The following is a 24,909-nucleotide window of genomic DNA, read 5'->3' as shown; positions in this document are numbered from 1 at the left end:
CGGTGCCGTCGCCGTTTGGAAACCTGCGGGCCAAAACAGGACGGTTGCCCTGTTTTTCCGTCGGCATATCCGATCCGCTGCCCTTCCCGCCGTGCGGGAAGGGCTACCCGGAATCCTTACTTCTTCAGATCGGCGGAAGTTTTCATGCATTTTTCCGGTGGCTGAAGCGAATTGACGGCATCCCATTTGATTTTGCGTGTGGTGCCATCGTAGTCGTAGAACTTCTTCCAGGCGTCACCGTTCATCGGCGCGGTCGGGCTGACGATGTGTTCCGGCACCTCTTCGCCGTTGAAGAGCTTAACCGCTGCATCGATGGCGGTGTAGCCTTCCTTTTCCGGGAACATCGCGGCCTCGATCCGGTAGGACGGCTCGTTCTGCATCGCATTGATGAAGGCGAGGCCTTCGCCACCGGTGCCGACAGTCAACAGGCCGTCCTGCGGCTTGCCGGCCGCTTTCCAGGCCTGAAGGCCGCCGAGCGAGGAGGAATCGTTGATGCCGTAGATGATGTTGATGTCGGCATTCTTGGCAAGAGCCGCCGAAGAGACTTCGAGTGCGCGATCGGGATTGCCGCCGCCGTCGAGGTCGTGGACCATGACCGCGTCGGGGATGATGGTCTTCAGGCCGTCCATGAAACCCTGCGACCGCAGGACGGTGGCGGACAGCAGCGGCAGGCCGACATTCATCACCTTGGCTTTGCCTTCGAGCTTTTCCTTGGCGTATTTGCCGGCTTCGACGCCGGCGGTGTAGCCGGTGTCGTAGTCGCAGATCGCGACCATTGTGGTCATGCCCTTAACCGGATTGCCTTCGAGCACGACCGGAACGTTGTTGGATTTCGCCTGGCGCAGCAGCGGCACGACGCCTTCCTCGTTGACGGGCGTGATGATCAGGACGTCGACGCCCTTGGCCATGAAATCTTCGGCGGCGGAGACCTCCTTGGCGACGTCCAGATTGGCGTCCTGCACCTCGAGCTCGATACCGAGTTCCTTGGCGCGGGCCTGCATACCCTTGATGACGTTCTGATACCACTCATGCGTGGCGTAGTTGGTGACGTAGCCGATGCGCTTCGGCATGTTTTCGGCCTGTGCCGCGGCGCCGCTCAGAGCCAGCACGGCCGCCGAGGCAAACAGCATCGATTTGGACCAGTTCATGTTTCTTCTCCCTGTATTTCTTGTCAGTTGCTGAACGGATAGTCCCGCCGTTCCGGGTCGGCACGTGAAGAGGCGGCAGCTTCGCCCGCGCCCATCGCCGCCGATATCGTCTCGGCCGCCGCCTTAGTCCGCTCAAAGACGGTGCTGCGATCGAAGCGCGCGGCCTTTTGCGGCAGGAACGGGACGGTTAGCGCGGCAATGACTGCGCCGGGATGGTCGCGCACCGGCGTCGAGATGTTGATGCAGCCCTCGACAGCCAGCGAGGCGCGCATTTCATAGCCGAGCCTTGCGACTTCGTTCAGCCGCGCTTCGATTTCCGCCCGGCTGCCTTGGCCTTCGCCTGCAGCGACGATCCGCTCGACGATGCGGTCGCGCTCGGCGCGGCCAGAATGCGCCAGCAGCACCGCGCCGGAACTCGTTTCGAGGATCGGGAAATGCGAGCCAAGGGCAACCGAATAACGCATCGGCAAAGGCGAATCGATCTGCAGCACGACCAGTGCGCTCTCGCCTTCGCGGACGACCAGATGGCAGCTCTGGTCGGCATTGGCGGCCAGGCCGCGCATCACCGGCAGCGCGCATTCGACCAGGCGGTTCACCGGGGGATGCATATGCGCCAGTTCGAACAGCTTCAGCGACAGGCGGAAGCGGTCCGATTGCGTCCGGAAAATGTAGCCGCGCTTCTCCAGCAGCAGCAGGATGCGGTAGATCTCGTGAATGGAGCGCCCCATTCCGGTGGCGATCTCGGTCTGGGTCAGCGGCTCGCCGCTGGCAGCCATGAATTCCAGTATGTCGAGCGCCTTCTCCACAGCGGGCACGCGGTAGCCGTTGCGGCCGCTTTCGCCTTCGTCGACGATCTGGGCAATATCGGTGGCCATTACGCGACGCTCCGTTGCGGCTGGCCATGCCTGGTCTCGCGATAGAGCCGGTTCAGCCGGTCCGCGAGCTCCGCCGCCGGCAATTCGCCGGTGATGGCCGCCGCGGCGTGAGGGGCGCATTGGCGGAAGAAGCTGATGAAGCCCGGATGGGTCGGGCGCAGATAGGAAGCTTCGATCGTCGCCAGCGTCGAGGCGAAGAAGCCGCCTGAGAGAGCGTTGACCTCGGCATCCTGCCACGCCGCCAGCGATCCCGGCTGTCCGCCGGATTTCACGTAGTCGCCGCGCTGATAGCCGGGCGAGCACAGAAACAGCGCGTAATCGATGGCTGCCTGCTTGTGTTTCGATTGAGCGCTGACGCCGATGCCGGCACCGCCGAGCAAGGCGCCGGCGGATCGCGGTGTCGGCACGTCGGCGAAGCGCAGATACGGCCTGTCTGCCCTGGAGGCGTAGTTCACATAGCCGAAGGCGAACGGCACGTAGACCACGTCGTCATGCGCGATCATATGATCGTAGCAGCGGATCGGGTTCCATTTCGGCGAGTTCGGGTGCGACAGCGCCGCAAGCTGGCGCAACTGCCCGACGGCCTGCTCGATTTTTTCCCCAGCAATGAACTCGTCGCCGTCTTCGCGGGGCTCACCCAGCGTCAAAAGCAGGCACATGGCGTCAGTCGGCACCAACGGCAGCCCAAGCCATTTGCCGTCCTTCAAGGCGCGCCGGCCGAGCTCCAGCACGTCATCATGGCTGTGCGGCAACGAACCGTAGCGCTCCAGTAGATCAGGGCGATACGAGGCAACCTGGCAGGCAGCATCGATTGGCAACGCCCATTGGCGCCCGTCCCTCGCGTAGGATTGCCAGGATGCGCCGACCGAATCCCGTTCGAAGCCGCGGCGCTGCTCAGCCGACAAATCGAACGGCACCATCAGCCCGCCTTCGGCAATATCGCCGATGAACGGATGATCGAACACGACAAGATCATAGGCGCCGAGCACCGGACCAAGCGCGCCCTCGCCGAACTCATAGAGGCTGCGGCGGTCCCATTCGATCTCAAGACCGGGATTGGCGGCGCAATACGGCCCGATGCTGGCCTCGAGCGGACCCCAGCAGCGTCGGTGATCCCACGCGAGGCCGCGCAGTCTTGTCATGCCGAAATTCCTCCCAGAGCCGCCCATGCGCCGGCCCAGCTGATTAGTAGCAACTATTTTCACCTACACAAGTAGTTTTTACATACGCAAAGCCGAACTCCTTCCGGTTTGGCAGAAAGCCGCCCAGCCGCCCCTGGTTCGCATCGCGTTGCTGCTCTGCGCTGCAACCAAAGGCTGCGGTGGATCTAGGTTTTTGGGAACTTTCGCGACGAACATTCGTTCGGTTGGCGCAGCCCTCCAGAGCAGCATCACTGGATTCAGCAGCCACGTCGCAGGGAGCGGACTAAATGGACCAACCATGGGCGCGGCCATGAATCGGTTTGCCGCCTTGGCATTCGCCACGTTTCTGGCGATAACTTCGATCTGGATACTGTTTCTGGTTTCTTAGGGATTTGGTTCTGGTTTTCTTAGGATTTGGCTCTGGTTGCTTGGGATTTGCCGCTGGTTTTTAGGATTTGGAGGGGTTCTCGACAGGTCGACCGCTTAACGATGACATCCGCCGCATGTGGTTCTGCGAGCCGGGGCCCCGTGCGTGAAGAAACTGTCGCCAGGAGCACACCGGCGCGCACATTCGGGGTTGGCAGCCACGCTGCCTGCAACGTTCAATCGGTTTTCAGGACACGGCGAGATCTCATGTTGCTGAGGGCGATCGTTCGGAATTGTGCGGCCATCCGTGTTGGCCGCGTCGGCGCGACGATGCTGCTGGCCGCGCTGCTTGCCGGCTGCCAGGGCGGCGTACTCGACCCGCAAGGACCAGTCGGCGCCGCGCAGCGGACGATCCTGCTCAATTCGGTCGCCATCATGCTGGCCATCGTCATCCCGACGATCCTGGCGACACTCGGTTTTGCCTGGTGGTTCCGGGAAACCAACACAAGGGCGCAGTACCTGCCGGGATGGGCCTATTCCGGGCGCATCGAACTGGTGGTCTGGTCGATCCCCATCCTCGTCATCCTGTTTTTGAGCGGCATCATCTGGATCGGGTCGCATGACCTCGATCCAATAAAGCCGCTGGATTCCCAGCAAAAGCCGCTCGAGGTGCAGGTCGTCTCGCTCGACTGGAAATGGCTGTTCATCTACCCCGAGCAGAATGTCGCGAGCATCAACCAGCTTGTGGTGCCGGCGGGCAGGCCGGTGCATTTCTCGCTCACCTCGGCAAGCGTCATGAATGCGTTCTTCGTGCCTCAGCTCGGCGGCATGATCTATACGATGAACGGCATGACGACGCAGCTTCACCTGCAGGCGGATCAGCCCGGCGAATTCTATGGGCGGTCGGCCCATTTCAGCGGCGACGGTTTTCCAGGCATGCAATTCGTGCTGCATGCCGTCGCAGCGGATGCCTTCGACGCGTTCGTCAATTCGGCGCGAAGCCAGGGACAGGCACTCGACAAGGTCAGCTACCAGGAACTAGCCAGACAGAGCATCAACGTGCCGCCTTCGACCTATCGCTCGGTCGAGCCGGACCTTTTCCATGAAATCGCGACGCAGGGCGTTCCGCCCGCGCCCGGTCCCCAGGCCGGTCGCGCCGAGCCGAGCGTATCGTCCAAGACAGGAGGCTGACAATGCTCGGAAAATTGAGCTGGGACGTCATTCCGTTCGATCAGCCTCTGCCGATGATCGCCTCGGCGGTCGTCGCCCTGGCAATCCTCGGCGTGCTGGCCTGGGTCTTCCTGGCCGGCCATTTTCCCTATCTGTGGCGCGAATGGATCACCAGCGTCGATCACAAGCGGATTGGCGTGATGTACGTGCTGCTGGCGCTGCTGATGTTGCTGCGCGGCTTCAGCGACGCCGTCATGATGCGGTCCCAGCAGGCCCTCGCGTTCCAGGCGCCCGGCTATCTGCCGCCCGACCACTTCAATCAGGTCTTTTCGGCCCACGGTACCATCATGATCTTTTTCGGGGCGATGCCGTTCGTCATCGGCCTGATGAACCTGGTCGTGCCGCTGCAGCTCGGCGTCCGCGACGTTGCCTTTCCAACGCTCAACTCGGTGAGTTTGTGGCTCACCGCCACCGGCGCGCTGCTGGTCAACATCTCGCTGGTGATCGGCGAGTTTGCGCGCACCGGATGGCTGCCCTATCCGCCGCTCAGCGAGACCGCCTACTCGCCGGGCGTCGGTGTCGATTACTATCTGTGGGCGGTGCAGATAGCGGGTGTCGGAACGCTGCTCACCGGCATCAATTTCGTCACCACGATCCTGAAGATGCGGGCGCCCGGCATGAGTTATCTCAGGATGTCGATGTTCTGCTGGACTTCGCTCGCCGCCAGCCTGCTCATCGTCGCCGCGTTCCCGATCCTCACAGCCACGCTCGCGATGCTGACGCTCGACCGCTATTTCGGCTTTCATTTCTTCACCAACGAAGCCGGCGGCAACATGCTGATGTTCGTGAACCTGATCTGGGCCTGGGGCCATCCCGAGGTTTACATCCTCGTCCTGCCGGCGTTCGGCATCTTCTCGGAGGTCATCTCCACCTTCTCCAGCAAGCCGCTGTTCGGCTACCGCTCGATGGTGGCCGCGACACTCTTCATCTGCATCGTTTCCTTCATGGTGTGGCTGCACCACTTCTTCACGATGGGCGCCGGCGCCGACGTCAACGCTGCGTTCGGCATCGCCACCAGCATCATCGCTGTCGGTACCGGCGTGAAGATCTACAACTGGATGTTCACCATGTATGGTGGCCGCATCCGCTTCGCGACCCCAATGCTGTGGTCGCTGGGCTTCATGGTGACGTTCGTCATCGGCGGCATGACGGGCGTGTTGCTGGCGGTGCCGCCGGCCGATTTCCTGCTCCACAACAGCCTGTTCCTGGTGGCGCATTTCCACAACGTCATCATCGGCGGCGTGCTGTTCGGCGCCTTCGCGGGATATACCTACTGGTTTCCCAAGGCATTCGGTTTCCGGCTGCACGAGGGCTGGGGCAAGCTGGCCTTCTGGCTGACGCTGATCGGGTTCTACGCCACCTTCGTGCCGCTCTACGCCGTCGGCCTGCTCGGCATGACCCGCCGCATGCAGCATTTCGACGTGCCGGCCTGGTATCCCTGGGTGCTGGTTGCGGGCGCCGGCATGATCATCACCACCGCCGGCGTGGTCGCGCAGATCATACAGCTCGTCGTCAGCATCCGGCAGCGTGCGGCGCTTCGAGATTCCACAGGGGATCCCTGGGACGGGCGCTCGCTGGAATGGGCCACGCCCTCGCCGCCGCCGGTCTTCAACTTCGCCGCGCTTCCGCACGTCGAGGGCGAAGAGCCCTACTGGAGCATCAAGCAGCGGGCACGCGAGCAAAACCGCCTGCGCGACGAGCCTGAATACGAGCCGATCGAGATGCCGCGCAACAGTCCCACCGGGTTCATCTGCGCCTTCTTTGCGACCGTGATGGGTTTCGCTCTCATCTGGCACATCTGGTGGATGGTGGCACTCGGCGCGCTCGGTGCTTTCGCTACCTTCGTCGTATTCGCATGGCGCGACAAACCCGAATACGTCATTTCTGCCGCCGAAGTCGCCCGGATCGACCGCGCCAACCGAAGCGCGCGCCGCGAGGCACTGGCTACCTACACGGGGCCAAGGCCATGACCGCGATGGACGTTCGAGAGCGTGACCCTTACCGTATCCATGGCGGGCACGGCCATGCACTCGGCGGCCCGGCCCCGATCCGGATCGTCGTCGGCTATGGCTTCTGGATCTTCCTTCTGAGCGACATCGTGATGTTCTCCGCCTTCTTCGCGGCCTATGCCGTGCTGGCGGGCAAGACGGCGGGCGGACCAAGCGGGGCCGAGCTGTTCAACTTGCGCAACGTCGCGATCGAGACGGCCGCTTTGCTGTTGTCGAGCTTTACCTGCGGTCTCGCCGGCCTTGCCGTGACAGCGCGGCGAAGCTCCTGGTTCTATGTCGCGATGACTGTTACCTTCGTGCTCGGCGCCAGCTTCATCCTGCTCGAGTTGCGCGAGTTCGTGCATATGGTTGCCAGTGGTGCCGGACCGACGCGCAGCGCTTTCCTGTCGGCGTTCTTCACGCTGGTGGGATGCCATGGCCTTCACGTCACGGCGGGGCTGCTGTGGCTGCTCACGATGATGGCGCAGATCTTCGCCAAGGGATTCCGCGACGATATTCTTCGGCGTTTCATGTGCTTCAGCCTGTTCTGGCACGCCCTCGACATCATCTGGGTCGCGCTGTTCACCGTGGTCTATCTCCTGGGAGCAAGTCGATGAGCAATGCGGACGATCGCCACGCGCAACGGCGCGACACCCATGGCCTGGAGCGCTACGACATAGATACGGCGCCGGGTGACGAATACCTCGGCGACACCGACGTCGGATCCGGGCTACGCGGCTATGTGATCGGCCTCGGGCTGGCAACGCTGCTGACCATCGCCTCGTTCTGGTTGCCCGGAACCGACCTGGTATGGGCACCCGGCATTCCGGTGGCGCTGGTCGTGCTGGCGATCGCCCAGATGGGCGTGCATCTCGTCTTCTTCCTGCACATCACGACGGGACCGGACAACACCAACAACGCCCTGGCGCTTGCCTTCGGCGTGCTGATCGTAGTTCTGGTGATCGGCGGCTCGATCTGGATCATGGCCAATCTCGACCACAATTTGATGCCGATGAACGCGATCATGAACATGAACCGCTGATTTAGCGATTATTCCGGCCATCGGCCGCAGTTCATGCGACAGCGAACTCCGGTCTCAAGCCCGTTCGAATGTGCCGACGAGGTCGGCGTCTCCCAGGACGTGTGGGGCGGCCTCCTTCAGCACGTCGTCCACGGCGGCCTTCTCGCCGGGACGCAGCGTCTCGACGTCGACCGCAAGAAGCTCCGGGCAGCCACCTGGTCAAACCCGCAGCCGGCCGTTGGCCGGAACATTCGCCGCGTCAACGGGTTTTTTTGTTCGGACGCATTGCCGCGGAAACGGCAATGGGCTCGGCAATGGACGAAGGGCGCGACATGACCGGGCTAAGCGGTAGGCAACCAAGCGGGGCGAAAGGTGTTGTGGTCGCATTCTCCGCGCCGGGTGGCGAGACCATCTATGCCCACGAACGGGAAACCGTCGCTGCCGTCGCGCGCACGATCGCAGCGTTGAAGGGATTTTCCTTCCGCCAGGGCCTGCGTGAAGGTGGCGGTGACAGTGACGGGTTGTATTTCGTGCCGGACGACAGCCTGCTTGCTGCCGATGCGGTTCAACTGGGCATAAACGGGCCCGACGATCTCTTCGGCGGGGTGGTGCCCTGGCGCCTCGCAACCACCAAGGCCATAACCCACGAGCTGGTGGACGGATCGGCGGCACGGCCAAAAGAATGGCCCGTCGGCTTCGGCAGCGCCGTCGCCGCGGCCGTACTGCCCGGCTACACTGCATTTTCACGCCACGACGCGCTGCGCGCAGCGCAACGTCTGCTGGAGCTGGGGCTGGTCCGATTCAAGCCACCGCGCGCTTCGCGGGGCCGCGACCAGCACACCGCCGCGACAGTCGGCGATGTCGAAAGGCTGCTGGACCAATATCCATCGTCTGAGCTAAGCGAATACGGCCTTGTTCTCGAAACGCAGCTTCGCGACATCGTTACGCTGAGCGTTGGCAGAACCATGATCGACGAATTGTCGATCAGCTATTACGGCACCCAGCGGACGACGACCGACAACGACGGGCAGCCCGTCTACGGCGGATCCGATCTGGTTGTGGTGCGCGGCGGATGGGAGGCGCTGGATGGGCTGCGATTATCTCCGGCGGTGGGTTTGGCCGTGGCGCAGGCGAGAACCTATGACGCAGCGATGGATGGTTATCCCGGATTCTTCGCCTCGCGACGCAACTACGACATCGGCCAAGGTGTCGATTCCTCGGGCATCTGGCGATCGGGCGTGCTGGAAGCGAGCTGGCGGATCGGTGGCAGCAGCAGCGCCGAGCTGGCAGCGATGGACGCCATGAAGCGGGACCCCGACATGCAGATCGTGCATGTCTCCACCGTCAAGCAGTTCGGCAGCACTGCGCGGCTGCCGCCGAACGCAGCAATCCATTTCCACGGGGAGGATCCCGAGGAGGGTCAAGTCACGCGTTATACCGTCGTCACCCAGGCGATCCGAGGGCCGATCGGAGAAGCCGGCCGATTCTAGCCATGTCAGGTTGAAGTTAAGCACGCCTCCGGCAGGGAACATCCACCAATGGCCCGAGTTTGTTTCGAGCAAGGCAGCAAGTCAGAAAAGGCCCAGGCCCTGAAATGGGTGGCAGGCGTGCAATAGCGGCGTTGCCTGCAGGAGTGGTTACAGAAATGGCCATGCCAACCGTTTACGACAAACGACAGGATCCGGAAGGCCTCTGGGAGGTCTATGACAGCGAGAGCGACGAAGCCGTCGTGGTCGATGGCTTGCCGCTTTCCGGTCTCGACGAAAGCGAAGCCGATGAAGCGATTGAAAAGCTCAATCGCGGCGAGCTGACGTCGGACAACATCCCCGAGACAGCTCGGTCAGGGTGGCCTCCGACCAAGGGTGGATTGTGATGACGGCCTGACGGACGTCACCAGGCGATTGGTCGCGGATCTACGGCGAGGCCTTGACCCCGAGCTTGCGGGCCTTGTCCTCGAAGTCGTCACGAATGTCCTCAATCGTCGGCAGATGCAGTCGGCGCAGCTGGGCGTGCAACTTCTTGGCAGCGTCGGAATTCAGGTCGCGCCTGAAGTTGGTCGCGACCTCCTCGGCCGAGCCGTAACGGCGATAGCGCTCAATCTCGGTCTTCGTGGCCTGCTGGACGTGTTCGAGCGTCTTGCGCTCGGCATCGGATTTTCCGTCCGGTTTGGCCCGCATGACCGGGTTGAAGGCTTTGCTGATAACGAATTCGACCAGTTCCTGCTGGGCGTGAGCCATGATTGTTCTCCCTCGAAGGAGGCCTGTCCGGCCCAGAACGGTTCGTCGTTTCCCGGAAACGCTGACCCGCTCTATCTTTTCGTTCCGATGCAATTCCGAACGGAAAACCGTTCCACACTTTTACTGGAACTGCTCTAACCGCGGCGGCAATTGAAGGTTCCTTGGCGGATTTCGTTACCGCTGCAGGTCAAGCGCAGTTCCTCGAAGTCACAGCCGAGCCTTGGTGGTGCGTGGCGTTGCCAGGAGCAGGCTTGTTTCGCTGCCGGTAATTCCGGGGATCAGGCGGATACGTCTCAGCACGGCGTCGAACTCGCTCAGGGTCTGGGTTCCGAGTTCTATCACCAGATCCCAGCGGCCATTGGTGGTGTGGATGGTCGAGACCTCGGAGAAGCCGCCCAGCGCCCGGATGACGCGATCGGCGGCGTGGCCTTCGATCTCGATCATCATGATGCCACGCACGCGCTGATCGACCGCGTCGGCGCGCAGAATGACGGTGTAGCCGACGATGACGCCGTCCCTCTCAAGTCGCTCGATCCGGGACCTTACCGTTGCCCGGGAGACACCCAGGCCGACGGCAAGATCGGAAATGCTGCGCCGGGCGTCGTGCCGCAGAGAGGTGATGATCTGCTCGTCGAGCTGGTCCATGATTGCTCACAACGGAAGTAGATGATGTCACTATGGTAAGGCATTTCGACAAATTTGCCAATTTGACATGTTCATTCTGCCAGCGATGCGGGCTTCAATAAAGGCATCGTAATTGGCGGGGTATGAGAATGCATTGCACGATCGTGGGCGCACCGATCCAGGCCGGCTCAGGCCGCATGGGCTGCGAGATGGGGCCGAGTGCGCTGCGCACGGCCGGCCTGGCCACCGCACTGACCGAGCTCGGCCATACGCTGACCGACCTCGGAACGATCGTCCCGGCCGACATGCGTCCTGTCGTACACGGCAACGCGGCGGTGAAGGCGCTGCCGGAAATTGCCGCCTGGACGGCAGCAATCAGCGAAACGGCCTATGCCGCGAGCGCCGATGCGATGCCGATCTTTCTCGGCGGCGACCACAGCATTTCGGCCGGTACGCTCGCCGGCATTGCCCGCCGGGCCGCGAATGCCGGCCGGCCGCTCTTCGTGCTGTGGCTCGATGCGCACCCCGATTTTCATACGCTCGACACGACCACCAGCGGCAATTTGCATGGTGTGCCGCTGGCCTATGCCAGCGGGCAGCCCGGCTTCGAGGGCTATTTCCCCCGCCTTGCAGCGCAGGTGGACCCGGCTCGCATATGCGCGCTGGGGATCCGCAGCGTGGACCTGGCGGAAAGGGAAGCGTTGCGCAGAGCCGGCGTGACGGTCCATGACATGCGTTCGATCGACGAGCACGGCATTGCGCAACTGCTTCGCGCCTTTCTCGAGCGGGTGAGCGCCGCCAACGGCATGCTGCACGTCAGCCTCGACGTCGATTTTCTCGACCCGTCGATCGCCCCGGCGGTCGGCACCACCGTTCCAGGTGGCGCCACCTTCCGCGAGGCGCATCTGGCAATGGAAATGCTGCATGACAGCGGCCTCGTCACCAGTCTCGACCTAGTCGAGCTCAACCCTTTTCTCGACGAACGCAGCCGCACCGCCACGCTTCTGGTCGACCTGACCGCGAGCCTGATGGGCCGGCGGATCATGGACCGTCCGACGAGGGGGTTCTGAGCCATGACCGTCAATTTGAACATCGTCCCGTTCGTCAGCGTCGACCGCATGATGAAGCTGGTGCTTGCCATCGGCATCGAGCGCTTCCTGCTTGAGCTTGCCGCCTATATCGAAGAGGATTTCAGGCGCTGGGAGCTGTTCGACAAGACGCCGCGCATCGCCTCGCACAGCGTTGACGGCGTGATCGAGCTGATGCCGACCAGCGACGGGCAGCTCTATGGGTTCAAATACGTCAACGGCCATCCGAAGAATACGCGTGACGGCCGCCAGACCGTGACCGCTTTCGGCGTGCTTGCCGATGTCGGCAATGGCTATCCGATGCTGCTTTCGGAAATGACCATCCTGACGGCGCTCAGAACCGCCGCAAGCTCGGCGGTCGCGGCGAAATACCTCGCTCCAGAGGCCGCCAGGTGCATGGCGATCATCGGCAATGGCGCGCAATCGGAATTCCAGGCCATTGCCTTCAAGGCGCTGCTTGGCGTCGACAGGCTGCGTCTCTACGATATCGACCCGGCGGCCTCGGCGAAATGCAGGAAGAACCTTGCCGGCATGGGTTTCGACATCAAGCTCTGCGCGTCGGCACAGGAAGCCGTTGAAGGTGCAGAGATCATCACCACGGTCACCGCCGACAAGCGGTCGGCAACAATCCTGACCGACAACATGGTTGGATCCGGCGTGCACATCAACGCGGTTGGCGGCGACTGCCCGGGCAAGACCGAGCTGCATCGCGACATTCTGCTGCGCTCGGACATCTTCGTAGAATATCCGCCGCAGACGCGCATCGAAGGCGAGAGCCAGCAGCTCGATGCGGATCACCCGCTCACCGAATTGTGGCAGGTGATGACAGGAAAGGCAGCAGGCCGGACGGATGCCCGACAGATCACATTGTTTGACTCCGTCGGCTTTGCGATCGAGGATTTTTCCGCGCTGCGCTACGTCCGCGATCAGCTGCAGCGGACCGGCCTTTACGAGGAACTAGACCTTCTGGCCGATCCCGATGAGCCGCGCGACCTGTTTGGCATGCTGCTGCGCGCCGAAAAAGCGACCGGGCTGGCGGTTGCCGGCAGCTGAGCTGCGATCCCGTCGGTCAATCCTTCTTTTCCTGATACAGGCGCTCGGTCGCACGCTCGCTTCCCCTGCGCTCCGCCGGGCCGCGACGGCGCTGCGTGAGCAGGGCGTAGGCGATCAGGACTGCCAGCAGCAGTGGACCTCCTGCAACAACGAGCAACCACAAACTATTCCCAGACATCGACCGTCTCCTTTCCCTCACAACCGGAAAGGACCCGAACCGTTCCTCCGTCTTGTTGGATGTCGCCCGCAGGACGTGGTGCGATTCAGGATTTTGTGCCGCGAGCAGGACGTTCCACGCCTTGTCTGCACTCAGGATGCCCTTATCTAGACTCTTATCGTTCGGTCACATGCACTCTCTGCGAAGTGAAGGGAACCACAAGGGCTTTCCAACATTTGGTTGTTCAAGAGACAAACATGCAGCCACATCGGCTCCGGGGCTAGGAATACCATGCGTGAGAATCAATCCGACGTCTTCGATCTGTTTTCCGAGGTTTACAAGAATGCGGCGCAGGAGGAGATAAGCCTCCAGCAATATCTGCTTGCCTGCCGCGAGGACAAGTCGATGTACGCCTCAGCGCCCGAGCGGATGGTCGAGGCGATCGGCGAGCCGACTTTTGTCGATACCAGCAAGGACGAGCGGCTCGGCCGTATTTTTTCGAACCGGACGATCAAGATCTATCCGACCTTCGCCGACTTTTACGGCATGGAGGATACGATCGAGCGTATCGCCGGTTATTTCCGCTATGCCTCGCAAGGCCTCGAGGAACGCAAGCAGATCCTCTATCTCCTCGGCCCGGTCGGCGGCGGCAAGTCCTCGCTTGCGGAGCAGTTGAAAAGGCTGATGGAGCAGCGTCCGATCTATACGCTGAAGGTCGGCGGCCAGGTCAGCCCGGTCTTCGAATCGCCGCTCGGGCTGTTCGATCCCGACCGCATGGGCGACCTTTTGGAGGACAAATACGGCATCGCCCGGCGGCGGCTGACCGGCCTGATCTCGCCCTGGGCGGCCAAGCGTCTCGACGAATTGTCCGGCGACATCTCCAAATTCAGCGTCGTCAAGCTGATGCCGTCCAGGCTTCGCCAGATCGGCATCGCCAAGACCGAGCCGGGCGACGAGAACAATCAGGACGTTTCGGCCCTGGTCGGCAAGGTCGACATCAGGCAGCTGGAAAACTTCAGCCAGTCCGATCCGGACGCCTATTCCTATAGCGGCGGGCTGAACCGGACGACGCAAGGACTGCTCGAATTCGTCGAGATGTTCAAGGCGCCGATCAAGGTGCTGCATCCGCTGCTGACCGCCACCCAGGAAGGCAGCTACAACGGCACCGAGAATTTCGGCGCTTTCCCCTATCAGGGCATCATCGTTGCCCATTCCAACGAATCGGAATGGCTGCAGTTCAAGAACAACAAAAACAACGAGGCGTTCCTCGACCGCATCCTGGTGGTCAAGGTGCCGTATTGCCTGCGCGTCACCGAAGAGCGGCAGATCTACGAGAAGCTGTTGCGCGAAAGCGAACTGGCTAACAGCCCCTGCGCTCCGGAAGTGCTCGACATCCTCAGCCGGTTCACCGTCTCGACCCGCCTGGCCGAACACGACAATTCGCCGCTCTACACCAAGATGCGCGTCTATGACGGCGAGAACCTCAAGGAAACCGATCCCAAGGCGAAGTCGGTCCAGGAGTACCGAAACGCCGCCGGTGTCGATGAAGGCATGACCGGCGTCAGCACCCGCTTCGCCTTCAAAATCCTGTCGCAGACCTTCAACTACGACACCGAAGAGGTGGCCGCCGATCCGGTGCATCTGATGTACATCCTGGAAGAGGCGATCAAGCGCGAGCAGTTCCCGAAGGAAACAGAGGCGGACTATCTCGATTTCATAAAGTCGGAGCTGGCCACCCGTTATGCCGAGTTCATCGGCCACGAGATCCAGAAGGCCTATCTGGAATCCTACAGCGAATACGGCCAGAACCTGTTCGACCGCTACATCGCCTATGCCGATGCCTGGATCGAGGATCAGGACTACAAGGATACCGATACCGGCCAGATCCTCAATCGCGAGGTTTTGGACAACGAACTGTCGCAGGTCGAAAAGCCGGCCGGCATCGCCAATCCCAAGGACTTCCGCAATGAAGTGGTGAAGTTCACGCTGCGCGCGCGGGCCAGAAACCATGGCCGCAACCCGTCATGGACGAGCTACGAAAAGCTGCGCGAAGTCATCGAGAAGCGGATGTTCGGGCAGGTCGAGGACCTGCTGCCGGTGATCAGCTTCGGCTCCAAGCAGGACAGCGTGACGGAGAAGCGGCATACCGAATTCGTGCAGCGGATGATCCAGCGCGGTTACACCGAACGCCAGGTTCGCCGGCTGGTGGACTGGTACATGCGGGTGAACAAGGCGGGTTGAAGCCAGCCCGGGGTAACATATGCCGATCTTCATCGATCGCCGACTGAACCCGAAGGACAAAAGCCTCGGCAATCGGCAGCGTTTCCTGCGGCGGGCGCGCGAAGAGTTGAAGCGCACGATCCGCGATCAGATCCGCACCGGCAAGATCGCCGACGTGGACGCCGAGCATGCCGTTTCGATGCCGGCGCGGGGCACCGGCGAGCCGAGCTTCAACGATGCCAGGAACAGCGGCAGCCGCCAGCACGTCCTGCCCGGCAACAAGCATTTCTCCCCAGGCGACCGGCTGCCCAAGCCCGGCCAGGGCGGCGGCATGGGGTCCGCCCCGGGGAGAACCGAATCGGAGGACGATTTCCGTTTCGTGCTGTCGCGCGAAGAGGTGCTCGACCTCTTTTTCGAAGACCTCGAACTGCCTGACATGGTCAAGCTCAACCTCAAGGAGATCCTCGCCTTCAAGCCGCGCCGGGCCGGCTTCGCCGCGACCGGCTCGCCGACCAACATCAATGTCGGGCGCACGATGCGCAACAGCCATGGCCGCCGCATAGCGCTCAGGCGTCCCAAGCAGGAGGACCTCGATGCGATCGCGCAGGAGATTGCGTCGCTGGAGGCGAAGCCGCAAAACGTCGAGATGCGCCAGCGCATCGTGGCGCTGCAGGAAGAGTTCGATCGACTGGAGCGTCGCCGCAAGCGGATCGCCTATGTCGACCCGGTCGATATCCGCTTCAACCGCTTCGACGCGCAGCCGGTGCCGAACGCCAACGCGGTGATGTTCTGCCTCATGGACGTGTCCGGTTCGATGGGCGAACGCGAGAAGGATCTGGCCAAGCGCTTCTTCGTGCTGCTGCACCTGTTCCTGAAGCGGCGCTACGACCGGACCGAGGTGGTCTTCATCCGCCACACCCACGAGGCGCAGGAGGTCGACGAGGAAACCTTCTTCTACAACACCCAGAGCGGCGGTACGGTGGTTTCCACCGCGCTCGAGGAGATGCACCGCATCGTCGAGCAACGCTATCCCAGCCGCGAATGGAACATCTATGTCGCCCAGGCCTCGGACGGTGACAATTTCGTCACCGATTCCGAGCGCTGCATCGCCCTGCTCGACGAACAGATCATGCGGCTGTGCCAGTATTTCGCCTATGTCGAGATCCTCGACGAGCGCGAGAGCCACATCTTCGGCGCTACCGACAACGGCACGTCGCTATGGCGTGCCTACAGTGCGGTCAAGCTGAGATGGTCGAACTTCCAGATGAGCCGCATCGCCACCGCGGCCGACATCTACCCGGTTTTCCGCCAGCTCTTCGCCAGACAGCCGGGCTATCAAAAGAGCGGTGAAAGAGGGGGCTGATGGCGAGCAGATCCGGGCTGCTGTTTTCCGGTTCCGACTGGGATTTCAGGACGCTGTCGCGCGCCTACGAGACCATCGAGGCGATCGCCACCGAAGAGCTCCACCTCGACACCTATCCGGTACAGATGGAGATCATCTCGTCCGAACAGATGCTCGACGCCTATTCCTCGGTCGGCATGCCGCTGATGTACCGGCACTGGTCCTTCGGCAAGCACTACCTCTACCAGGAACTGCTCTATCGCAAAGGCGGGCGAGGGCTCGCCTATGAACTCGTCATCAATTCGAATCCCTGCATCGTCTATCTGATGGAGGAAAACACCATGGCCCTCCAGGCCCTGGTGACGGCGCACGCAGCACTCGGGCATAACCATTTCTTCAAGAACAATTATCTTTTCCGGCAGTGGACGGACGCCGGCGCCATCCTCAGCTATCTCGACTTCGCCAAGGGCTATATTGCCCGCTGCGAAGAGCGGCATGGCGTCGATGCGGTGGAAGAGATCCTCGATGCCGCACACGCGCTGATGGAACAGGGCGTGTTCAGATATCACCGGCCGCCGAAGCTGTCGTCGGAAAAGCAGCGCGAGGGCCTTCGCGAGCGCCTGGAATACGAGGAGCGCTCCTACAACGATCTGTGGCGCACGCTGCCGCCGTCCAAGGACGGCACCAAGGTTCGCGAGACGGACACCATGGCGGAGCGCAAGAAATCGCTCAACCTGCCCGAGGAGAACCTGCTTTATTTCCTGGAGAAGAACAGCCTGATCCTGGAACCGTGGCAGCGTGAGGTTATCCGGATTGTCCGCGTTATCGCGCAGTATTTCTATCCACAGCGCCAAACGCAGGTGATGAACGAGGGCTGCGCCACCTTCGTGCATTACACGCTGATGAACCTTTTGTTCGACCGCGGGCTGATCGGCGAAGGTGCCATGCTGGAGATCCTGCGCAACCATTCGAACGTGATCTTCCAGCCGGGCTTCGACGATCCGCGCTTTTCCGGTATCAACCCTTACGCGCTGGGGCTTGACATGATGCAGGACATCCAGCGCATCTCGACCGCGCCGACGGCCGAGGACCGCGACTGGTTCCCCGATATCGCCGGTAACGGCGACTGGCGCCAGACCTTGCTGGACGCCTGGGCCAACCATCGCGACGAGTCCTTCATCCGCCAATATCTGAGCCCTACCCTGATACGGAAATGGCGGTTCTTTGTGCTTGCCGACGCTGCCAACGACCCCCATTACGAAGTCGCCTCGATACACAATGAGCGCGGCTACGAGAGTATCCGCAGCGCACTCGCCCACAGCTACGACATCGGCGCCAGCCGGCCGGACATCCAGGTGGTGGATGTGGACCTGCTCGGCGACCGGCATCTGCGCCTGCAGCACAAGGTCAAGGACGGCATCGTGCTGGAAGGCGGCAGCCGCGACGCCACGCTGCGCCACATCCGCAAGCTCTGGGGCTACGAGGTCAGCATGGTCGCGGTCGACGCGCAGACCGGCGCCAGGCTCCACGAACGCTCGACCAGCCAGATCGGGGAATGACCGAACAGCCTGCCGGCGAAGTCGGGCGCCTTTTCAGGATCACCAACCACCCTATCTACGCGCGCACCACGAGGGCATGGTCGGGAGCAGGAAACATGCGCGCATTGACGATCGCCACGCTTCTGTTGGTCGCCGTCTCGATGGCGCTCTCGCTCGCGCACGCTTTGGAATTGCCCGGCAAGTTGCGCCTCAAGGAGGCCACCTACAGATCAGTGCAGGCGATCTACTATCCCGGCTTCACGATCGGCGGGTTCGCCGAGATCGGCGGCATCATTGCGCTCGCCGTCCTGCTTTACCTGACGCCCTATCCAAGCGCCCGATTCTGGTGGACCTTGGCGGCGCTTGTCTCGCTGCTGGCGGAGCACGCGACCTATTGGTCGGTCACGCACCCCGTCAATAATTTCTGGGTGCAAGACACTGCCCTGCCGAAATCCGCCGCGACGTTTTTTTCAATGTTCTCTCGAAAGCAGACCGGCGACTGGAGAGATTTGCGCAACGTCTGGGAGGCTTCGCATGTCGCCAGGGCAGGCCTGGCAGTGCTGAGCCTCGTCTCAATTGCTGTCGCCGCGACATTTTTTGCCGAATAGCCCCAGGGATTAAGGTCAGGGGACGGACCCGGCGCCGTATTGTCTTAACGTCAAGCGATCCGGCCGTTCAGCGGTCGGCGCGATGCTTGTTGTGGGCGCTTTCCTGGTGCTCGCCGCGGATGATGTTGCGATCGTCGGGATCGGCAATATCCTTCGGGTCCGATCTGAGCTCGGCACCGCGCCGGAACGCCTCGCGCTCTTGCCTGGTCTTGTTCAAATCCGCTTCCGCGTCGAAATCCTTGCCGGCGTTTTTCGTGTTCTCGCGCTCTTCGATGATGCGCAATTGCTGCTCATGAGTCTTCTTTCCGGCCATTGGTGACCTCCTTCCTTTCGATTTTCCGCTTTCCCAAGGTCCAGATTCGCTACAGCCCGAAAGGATAAGTCTCGGGAAGGCCTGTCCCCGCATGCTCCGGCCCAAGCGGCGTCACGGCATTGGTCTCATCGAACCAGACGAAAGCATCGAACTGGCGGGCGAGCGAGGCGTCCGCATAGTGGCTGTGCAGCTCGGTCTCGGGCCGATAGATGACACCGATAAAGCGTTCCAGCCGGCGCTCCAGAAGCCGTTGGCGCAGCGTGTCGTCGCGCTCGAAATCGAGCAGGAAAGGCGAGACGCCGCTGTCGTGGCAAAGCCGCTCATAGCTGTCGTTGTGGGAAGGCCGAACCGGTTTCACTTCCATGTCGCCGTCCCAGTCGGTGGCAGCGGCCACCGTCCCGGAATGCGTACTGAGACCAATCAAGGCAACCTCGTCGCCAAGACGCTGGCGGCAGAGCTGGCCGATGTTCAATTCGTCCCTGACGATCCCCATCTCGGTATAGCGGGCATCGCCAATATGGGAATTATGCGCCCACACCACCGCCTTGGCGTTCGGGCCGCGGGCCTGCAGCAGGTGCTCCAGCGTTTCGAACATGTGGGTGTCGCGCAGGTTCCAGGATTGCGCGCCGCCATAATACATGGTGCGGTAATAGCGCTCGGCGGAGGCGACCAGGCGGGCGTTCTGGGTGGCGTCGAGGAAATCGAACCCGTCCTGCTGCGCATAGTCGAGCTCTCTGGCGAGCAGTTCCCGGCATTGCTCGAGCACGGCCTTCTCGCATTTCTGGTAGCCGGAGGTGAGTGCGACACGGCCATAAGTGGCCGGGTCGTTCTGCCACGGAGTCAGGCAGCCGTAGCGTTCGCGTGCGATCCTCGCCGCCTGCGGATCGACCCGGTCGAGATATTGCAGGACCGCCGCGATCGACCCGCCCATATTGTAGATGTCGAGGCCATAGAACCCGGCCCGCCGGGAGGATATCCTGATCCGCTCGTTATGCTCTCGCATCCAGTCGACGAACGCAGCGACGTCGGTGTTGCGCCACATCCAGGTGGGAAAGCGCTGGAACGGCGGATCGGCGCCCGGCCGTGGTGGCCGGTGGCGGATGTAACGGTCGATCGCCGCCGCATCGGGCCAGTCGGCCTCGACCGCGACGATGGTGAAGCCATGCTTCTCGATCAGCCTGCGCGTGATCGCGGCGCGCGCACGATAGAACTCCGACGTGCCGTGGCTGGCTTCGCCGAGCAAGACGACGCGGCGGTCGGCAAACCGGTCGAACAGCGCACCGAAGGCCGGATCGTCGAAATCCGGAAGCGGTTCGGCGGCGGCCGCTATCATCTGCGGCAGGCTGCTCCTGCACTGATGCCGGTGCGGAAGATCGGCCGCTATCTGGCTGTCGCTGCCTGGCTCGCCCCAGCCTTGCTCGCCGATCAGCGGAACAAACCGCACGCCGCCGAAATCCTCCTCGGTGTAAGTTGCTGCGCCGGTCCGGGTGACCTTGAGCAGGCGCTGCGCGTCGAATTCGTCGCCGACCGGGATGATAAGCCGGCCGGCGACGTCGAGCTGTTCCTGCAGCGCGAGCGGTGCGCCGGGTCCAGCGGCGGCAACCAGGATCGCATCGAAGGGTGCAGCCTCTGGCCAGCCCCTGGTGCCGTCGCCAGTGCGGACTTCGATATTGTCGTAGCCAAGCTTTTTAAACCGCTGCCTTGCCGTTTCAGCCAACGCGGCGTGGCGCTCGATGGTGTAGACACGTTCGACGATCCGGCTCATTACGGCAGCCGCATAGCCCGAGCCGGTGCCGACCTCGAGAACATGGTCACCGGCTCCGACCTCGGCCATTTCGATCATCAACGCAACGATATAGGGCTGCGATATCGTCTGACCTTCGGCGATCGGCAGCGGCCCGTCCTCATAGGCAAATTCTTCAAAACCAGGCTCGACGAAAGCCTCGCGCGGGACCTCGCGCATCGCCTGAAGGACATTGCGGTCGCGAACGCCACGGCGGCTTAGGTGAATGTCGACCATTTGGTTGCGGGCATGGGAGAGATCGAGCATTTTTTGCTCCTCCTACGGGCCTCCGCCACAATCGCCCAAGCTGCTCAAACGGCACTTTGGCCAGTCGATGTCCCCGGGGCCTCGGCAGTCCCCTTGGATTCATGCAATGCGGTACATCTTCCTAACCGTTGGCAAGCCCCGAGGTTCCTCAAAAGACCGACCCGCTTTTGTCGGGCGAGGCGGATTGCAGGATCGGCAAGCGGAACTGGCCGCGCCCGCCCAAACTTATTTCGAGGCAAATCCTTTCTCCGAGGCGGCGCCACTCCAGATAACGACGGACGAGGGTATTCCGGAGGCATTTCCATGAACGACGAGGCCCGCACGACTGCGCAAACAACCGGCCTTGACCAGATGGATCTGATGGACCGCTACTGGCGCGCCGCGAACTACATTTCGGTTGGCCAGATCTATCTGCTCGACAATCCGCTCTTGCGCGAGCCCATGCGGCCCGAGCACATCAAGCCACGGCTGCTCGGCCATTGGGGCACAACGCCCGGCCTCAATTTCATCTATGTGCATCTGAACCGGATCATCCGTGAACGTGGTCTCGATGTTCTGTTCATCTGCGGGCCGGGTCACGGCGGCCCGGCAATGGTCGCGAACACCTGGCTCGAGGGCACCTACAGCGAGATTTATCCCGAGATCGGCAGGGACGAAGACGGCCTGCGAAAGCTGTTCCGGCAGTTCTCGTTCCCCGGCGGAGTGCCGAGCCACGCGGCCCCGGAGACACCCGGCTCGATCCACGAAGGCGGAGAGCTCGGCTATGCGCTGGTCCATGCCTTCGGCGCCGCCTTCGACAATCCGAACCTTGTGGTTGCCTGCGTCGTCGGCGACGGCGAAGCCGAGACCGGCCCGCTCGCCGCGGCCTGGCATTCCAACAAGTTCCTGAACCCGGCATCCGACGGTGCCGTCCTGCCGATCCTGCATCTCAACGGCTACAAGATCGCCAGCCCGACGATCCTCGGCCGTATGGAAGACGAGGCGTTGCGCAGCCTGTTCCTCGGCTATGGCTACGAAACCTTTTTCGTGGAAGGCCACGAGCCTGCCCCGATGCATCGGGAGATGGCCCGCACGCTCGATACCGTGCTCGACCGGATCCACTCCATCCAGGAGCCTGCACGAGCCGCGGGCTGGAAGGGAGAGCGGCCGCTGTGGCCGATGATCGTGCTGCGCAGCCCAAAGGGCTGGACCGGGCCGAAAGAGGTCGACGGCAGACGAGTCGAGGATTTCTGGCGTTCGCACCAGGTGCCGGTGTCTAACGCGCGCGGCGACGCGGCGCACCGCCAGATCCTCGAAGACTGGATGCGCAGCTACGAACCGAAGACGCTGTTCGATGAAGGCGGGCATCTCCTGGCGGAGCTCGCGGCGCTGGCGCCCACAGGGCCCAGACGCATGGGCGCAATCCCCTACGCCAATGGCGGCCTGCTGAAGCAAGACCTCGTGCTTCCCGACTGGAAAGGCCTGGCGCTCGAGGTACCGCGTCCGGGCGGCACTGTTGGGGAGGCAACGCGGACCGTGGGGAGCTATCTTCGCGACGTGATCCGCTTGAACGCCGAGGCCAGGAATTTCCGGCTGATGGGACCCGACGAGACGTCCTCCAACCGCCTCGACGACGTGTTCGAGGTTACGGACCGGGTCTGGATGGAGCGGATCGAGCCTTACGACGTTCATCTTTCCCGCGGCGGCCGCGTCATGGAAGTGCTCAGCGAGCACCTTTGCCAAGGCTGGCTGGAGGGCTATCTGCTGACCGGCCGCCACGGCCTGTTCTCGTGCTACGAGGCGTTCGTCCACATCGTCGATTCCATGGTCAACCAGCATGCCAAATGGCTGAAGACCTCCGGCGAACTTGCCTGGCGCAAGCCGATCGCCTCGCTAAACTACCTGCTGACCTCGCATGTCTGGCGGCAGGATCACAACGGCTTCAGCCATCAGGATCCGGGCTTTGCCGATTTCGTCGCCAACAAGAAGGTCGACACGGTAAGGCTCTATTTCCCGCCGGATGCAAACACGCTGCTGTGGATCACCGACCATTGCCTGAAAACCTACAACCGCATCAACGTCATCGTCGCCGGCAAGCAGCCGGCGCCGCAATGGCTGTCCGCCGAGGACGCGGAAGCGCACTGCAAGGCCGGCGCGGGCATCTGGGAATGGGCCGGGACGGTTGCCAAGGGCGAAGATCCGGATGTGGTCCTGGCTTGCGCCGGCGACGTGCCGACGCTGGAGACGCTTGCCGCAGCCGACATCCTGCGCTCGGGCATTCCGGACCTGAAGATCCGCGTCGTCAATGTCGTCGACCTGATGATTTTGCAGTCGAATTCCGAACATCCGCATGGCTTTGCCGACGACAGATTCGACGCGCTGTTCACCAAGGCCAAGCCGGTCATCTTCGCCTATCACGGCTACCCCTATCTCATTCACCGTCTGACCTACCGGCGCGCCAACCACGACAACATGCATGTGCATGGCTTTCGCGAGGAAGGCACGACGACGACGCCGTTCGATATGGTCGTGCTCAACCAGCTCGACCGCTATCATCTGGCGCTCGCCGCGATCGCGCGTGTGCCGGGGCTGGCCGAGCGGGCGAAGGAGCTTGCCGCGGCGCTGCATGGGAAATTGGCTGAGCACAAAGCCTATGTCCGCGAACATGGCGAGGACATGCCCGAGATCCAGAAATGGTCCTGGCCGCAGGACGGCGCGACAAGGGCCGGCGATTGATGCGACGATCGATCCTTGCGTTGAATGCCGGCTCGTCGAGCATCAAGTTCGGACTTTACGACCTTGCAGCATCCGCCGAGCTGGATCTTGCCTCGCGCGGTTCGCTGGATCTGGGCGATGCGCCAAGGCTGACCGCGAAAGCCGCCGATGGGGAGCTGCAGTGCGATCGGCCACTTGCCGCGGACGCATCGCCCGACATGGGCCTCGGCCAGATGCTGCAATGGATCGAGAACGAACTTGGCGGAAGGAAACTGATCGCCGCCGGCCATCGCATCGTTCATGGCGGACGCGAGTTCGTCGAACCTGTCCGCCTGACACCGACAATTATCGAGGCTCTCGACAGGCTGACGCCGCTTGCGCCACTGCACCAGCCGCGCAGCCTCGCGCCGATCCGGGCGCTTGCCGCGTTGCGGCCCGACCTGCCGCAGGTCGGATGTTTCGACACGGCCTTCCATAGGACCATCGAGCCTCTGGTCAGCCGTTTTGCGCTGCCGCGTCGCTATGAGGCAGACGGCATCCACCGCTACGGCTTTCACGGGCTTTCCTACGAATATGTCGCGGGCCGGCTCAAGCAGAGATCGCCCGATCTGGCGGCGAAAAGAACCATCGTCGCCCATCTCGGTAACGGGGCGAGCCTGTGCGCCATGCGCGACGGGAGAAGCGTCGATACGACGATGGGCTTTTCGGCGCTTGACGGCCTGGTCATGGGCACACGCTGCGGCGCCATCGATCCGGGCGTGCTTTTGTACCTCCTGCTGGAAAGAGGGGTTTCGGGAGAGGCGCTGCAAGACATGCTCTACGAGGAATCCGGCCTGCTCGGCGTGTCCGGCATTTCCGGCGACATGCGAACGCTGGAGGCCAGCGATGACCGCCGGGCGCGCGAAGCGGTGGAGCTTTTCGCCTTCCGCGCCGCCAGGGAAGTTGCCGCCCTCGCCAATACGCTGGGCGGGCTGGAATGCCTGGTGTTCACCGGCGGCATCGGCGAGCACTCTGCCGCGGCCCGCAAAGCGATTTGCGGCAGGCTTGGCTGGCTCGGCGTGGCGATCGACGAAGCCGACAACAACTCCCATGAAGCGCTCATAAGCCAGGCGGATGGCAAGGTCGAAGTCCGCGTCATCGCGACCGACGAAGAAGGTGTCATCGCCCGCCACACGCGCAAGGTGATCGACGGGCCTGGCTGATGCGGATGGCCTT

22 protein-coding genes are annotated in these 24,909 nt (G+C 62.5%); 14 read left to right on the top strand and 8 right to left on the bottom strand.

The window, feature by feature from the left end:
- Positions 1-116: 116 nt before the first annotated feature.
- The 3 genes from NKH42_RS00480 to NKH42_RS00470 are packed head-to-tail and all read right to left on the bottom strand — an operon-like array spanning position 117 to position 3,165.
- Positions 117-1,148, bottom strand: coding sequence for a sugar ABC transporter substrate-binding protein (locus NKH42_RS00480; RefSeq protein WP_352507025.1), 1,032 nt, complete (start codon positions 1,146-1,148; stop codon positions 117-119).
- A gap of 23 nt (positions 1,149-1,171) precedes the next feature.
- Positions 1,172-2,023, bottom strand: coding sequence for an IclR family transcriptional regulator (locus NKH42_RS00475; protein WP_352973701.1), 852 nt, complete (start codon positions 2,021-2,023; stop codon positions 1,172-1,174).
- Positions 2,023-3,165, bottom strand: a complete 1,143-nt coding sequence (locus tag NKH42_RS00470) for an extracellular solute-binding protein (RefSeq protein WP_352686285.1) — start codon at positions 3,163-3,165, stop codon at positions 2,023-2,025. The genes NKH42_RS00475 and NKH42_RS00470 overlap by 1 nt, the downstream gene beginning before the upstream one ends.
- A gap of 633 nt (positions 3,166-3,798) precedes the next feature.
- Between NKH42_RS00470 and cyoA the strand changes: the two genes are divergently transcribed.
- The 6 genes from cyoA (at position 3,799) to NKH42_RS00440 (ending at position 9,643) form a co-directional block, all read left to right on the top strand.
- Complete coding sequence (gene cyoA, locus NKH42_RS00465; protein WP_352507028.1) at positions 3,799-4,722, top strand: ubiquinol oxidase subunit II; 924 nt, start codon at positions 3,799-3,801, stop codon at positions 4,720-4,722.
- A 2-nt stretch (positions 4,723-4,724) separates the two neighbouring features.
- Positions 4,725-6,731, top strand: a complete 2,007-nt coding sequence (gene cyoB / locus NKH42_RS00460; RefSeq protein WP_352507029.1) for a cytochrome o ubiquinol oxidase subunit I — start codon at positions 4,725-4,727, stop codon at positions 6,729-6,731.
- A gap of 5 nt (positions 6,732-6,736) precedes the next feature.
- Complete coding sequence (cyoC, locus tag NKH42_RS00455) at positions 6,737-7,366, top strand: cytochrome o ubiquinol oxidase subunit III (protein WP_254816355.1); 630 nt, start codon at positions 6,737-6,739, stop codon at positions 7,364-7,366.
- Positions 7,363-7,791 (top strand): cytochrome o ubiquinol oxidase subunit IV, encoded by a 429-nt coding sequence (cyoD, locus tag NKH42_RS00450; protein ID WP_352507030.1) that lies wholly within the window; start codon positions 7,363-7,365, stop codon positions 7,789-7,791. The genes cyoC and cyoD overlap by 4 nt, the downstream gene beginning before the upstream one ends.
- A gap of 281 nt (positions 7,792-8,072) precedes the next feature.
- Positions 8,073-9,260: a DUF3182 family protein gene (locus NKH42_RS00445; protein ID WP_352686280.1), complete on the top strand. Its 1,188-nt coding sequence runs from the start codon at positions 8,073-8,075 to the stop codon at positions 9,258-9,260.
- Positions 9,261-9,415: 155 nt separating this feature from the next.
- Complete coding sequence (locus NKH42_RS00440) at positions 9,416-9,643, top strand: hypothetical protein (RefSeq protein WP_352507032.1); 228 nt, start codon at positions 9,416-9,418, stop codon at positions 9,641-9,643.
- 40 nt (positions 9,644-9,683) lie between these two features.
- Here NKH42_RS00440 and NKH42_RS00435 read toward each other — a convergent pair whose 3' ends face one another.
- Together NKH42_RS00435 and NKH42_RS00430 are read right to left on the bottom strand one after the other, a co-directional pair.
- On the bottom strand, positions 9,684-10,007 hold the full coding sequence (locus tag NKH42_RS00435; protein ID WP_352507033.1) for a hypothetical protein: 324 nt from the start codon (positions 10,005-10,007) through the stop codon (positions 9,684-9,686).
- A 207-nt stretch (positions 10,008-10,214) separates the two neighbouring features.
- Positions 10,215-10,652, bottom strand: a complete 438-nt coding sequence (locus NKH42_RS00430; RefSeq protein ID WP_352476949.1) for an Lrp/AsnC family transcriptional regulator — start codon at positions 10,650-10,652, stop codon at positions 10,215-10,217.
- A 128-nt stretch (positions 10,653-10,780) separates the two neighbouring features.
- Here NKH42_RS00430 and rocF point away from each other — a divergent pair, with 128 nt between their 5' ends.
- Together rocF and ocd are read left to right on the top strand one after the other, a co-directional pair.
- Positions 10,781-11,701: an arginase gene (gene rocF / locus NKH42_RS00425; RefSeq protein ID WP_352973700.1), complete on the top strand. Its 921-nt coding sequence runs from the start codon at positions 10,781-10,783 to the stop codon at positions 11,699-11,701.
- 3 nt (positions 11,702-11,704) lie between these two features.
- The gene (gene ocd / locus NKH42_RS00420; RefSeq protein WP_352507034.1) at positions 11,705-12,772 is read left to right on the top strand and encodes an ornithine cyclodeaminase; all 1,068 of its coding nucleotides are present in this window, start codon (positions 11,705-11,707) and stop codon (positions 12,770-12,772) included.
- A 16-nt stretch (positions 12,773-12,788) separates the two neighbouring features.
- Here ocd and NKH42_RS00415 read toward each other — a convergent pair whose 3' ends face one another.
- Complete coding sequence (locus tag NKH42_RS00415) at positions 12,789-12,950, bottom strand: hypothetical protein (RefSeq protein ID WP_352973699.1); 162 nt, start codon at positions 12,948-12,950, stop codon at positions 12,789-12,791.
- 270 nt (positions 12,951-13,220) lie between these two features.
- Between NKH42_RS00415 and NKH42_RS00410 the strand changes: the two genes are divergently transcribed.
- The 4 genes from NKH42_RS00410 to NKH42_RS00395 all read left to right on the top strand — a co-directional run bounded on the left by NKH42_RS00410 (position 13,221) and on the right by NKH42_RS00395 (position 18,637).
- Positions 13,221-15,170 (top strand): PrkA family serine protein kinase, encoded by a 1,950-nt coding sequence (locus NKH42_RS00410; protein WP_254815786.1) that lies wholly within the window; start codon positions 13,221-13,223, stop codon positions 15,168-15,170.
- Positions 15,171-15,189: 19 nt separating this feature from the next.
- Positions 15,190-16,512 (top strand): YeaH/YhbH family protein, encoded by a 1,323-nt coding sequence (locus NKH42_RS00405; protein ID WP_352476946.1) that lies wholly within the window; start codon positions 15,190-15,192, stop codon positions 16,510-16,512.
- Complete coding sequence (locus NKH42_RS00400; RefSeq protein ID WP_352686276.1) at positions 16,512-18,050, top strand: SpoVR family protein; 1,539 nt, start codon at positions 16,512-16,514, stop codon at positions 18,048-18,050. Before NKH42_RS00405 ends, NKH42_RS00400 begins: the two co-directional genes overlap by 1 nt.
- Before the next feature lie 95 nt (positions 18,051-18,145).
- Entirely contained in the window at positions 18,146-18,637 is a 492-nt protein-coding gene (locus NKH42_RS00395; RefSeq protein WP_352507036.1) for a DUF1772 domain-containing protein, read from the top strand.
- Positions 18,638-18,704: 67 nt separating this feature from the next.
- Here NKH42_RS00395 and NKH42_RS00390 read toward each other — a convergent pair whose 3' ends face one another.
- Both NKH42_RS00390 and NKH42_RS00385 read right to left on the bottom strand, forming a co-directional pair.
- Positions 18,705-18,950: a hypothetical protein gene (locus NKH42_RS00390; protein WP_352507037.1), complete on the bottom strand. Its 246-nt coding sequence runs from the start codon at positions 18,948-18,950 to the stop codon at positions 18,705-18,707.
- 49 nt (positions 18,951-18,999) lie between these two features.
- Positions 19,000-21,000 (bottom strand): protein-L-isoaspartate(D-aspartate) O-methyltransferase, encoded by a 2,001-nt coding sequence (locus NKH42_RS00385; protein ID WP_352973698.1) that lies wholly within the window; start codon positions 20,998-21,000, stop codon positions 19,000-19,002.
- Between the two features lie 303 nt (positions 21,001-21,303).
- Here NKH42_RS00385 and NKH42_RS00380 point away from each other — a divergent pair, with 303 nt between their 5' ends.
- The gene (locus NKH42_RS00380; protein WP_352755299.1) at positions 21,304-23,715 is read left to right on the top strand and encodes a phosphoketolase family protein; all 2,412 of its coding nucleotides are present in this window, start codon (positions 21,304-21,306) and stop codon (positions 23,713-23,715) included.
- On the top strand, positions 23,715-24,896 hold the full coding sequence (locus NKH42_RS00375) for an acetate/propionate family kinase (RefSeq protein ID WP_352507040.1): 1,182 nt from the start codon (positions 23,715-23,717) through the stop codon (positions 24,894-24,896). The genes NKH42_RS00380 and NKH42_RS00375 overlap by 1 nt, the downstream gene beginning before the upstream one ends.
- Positions 24,897-24,909 lie beyond the last annotated feature (13 nt).

The organism is Mesorhizobium sp. M1142 (genome assembly GCF_040318565.1).
GTDB lineage: Bacteria > Pseudomonadota > Alphaproteobacteria > Rhizobiales > Rhizobiaceae > Mesorhizobium.
Note: the sequence above shows the minus strand (reverse complement) of the source record. Positions and strands in the feature narration are given on the sequence as shown.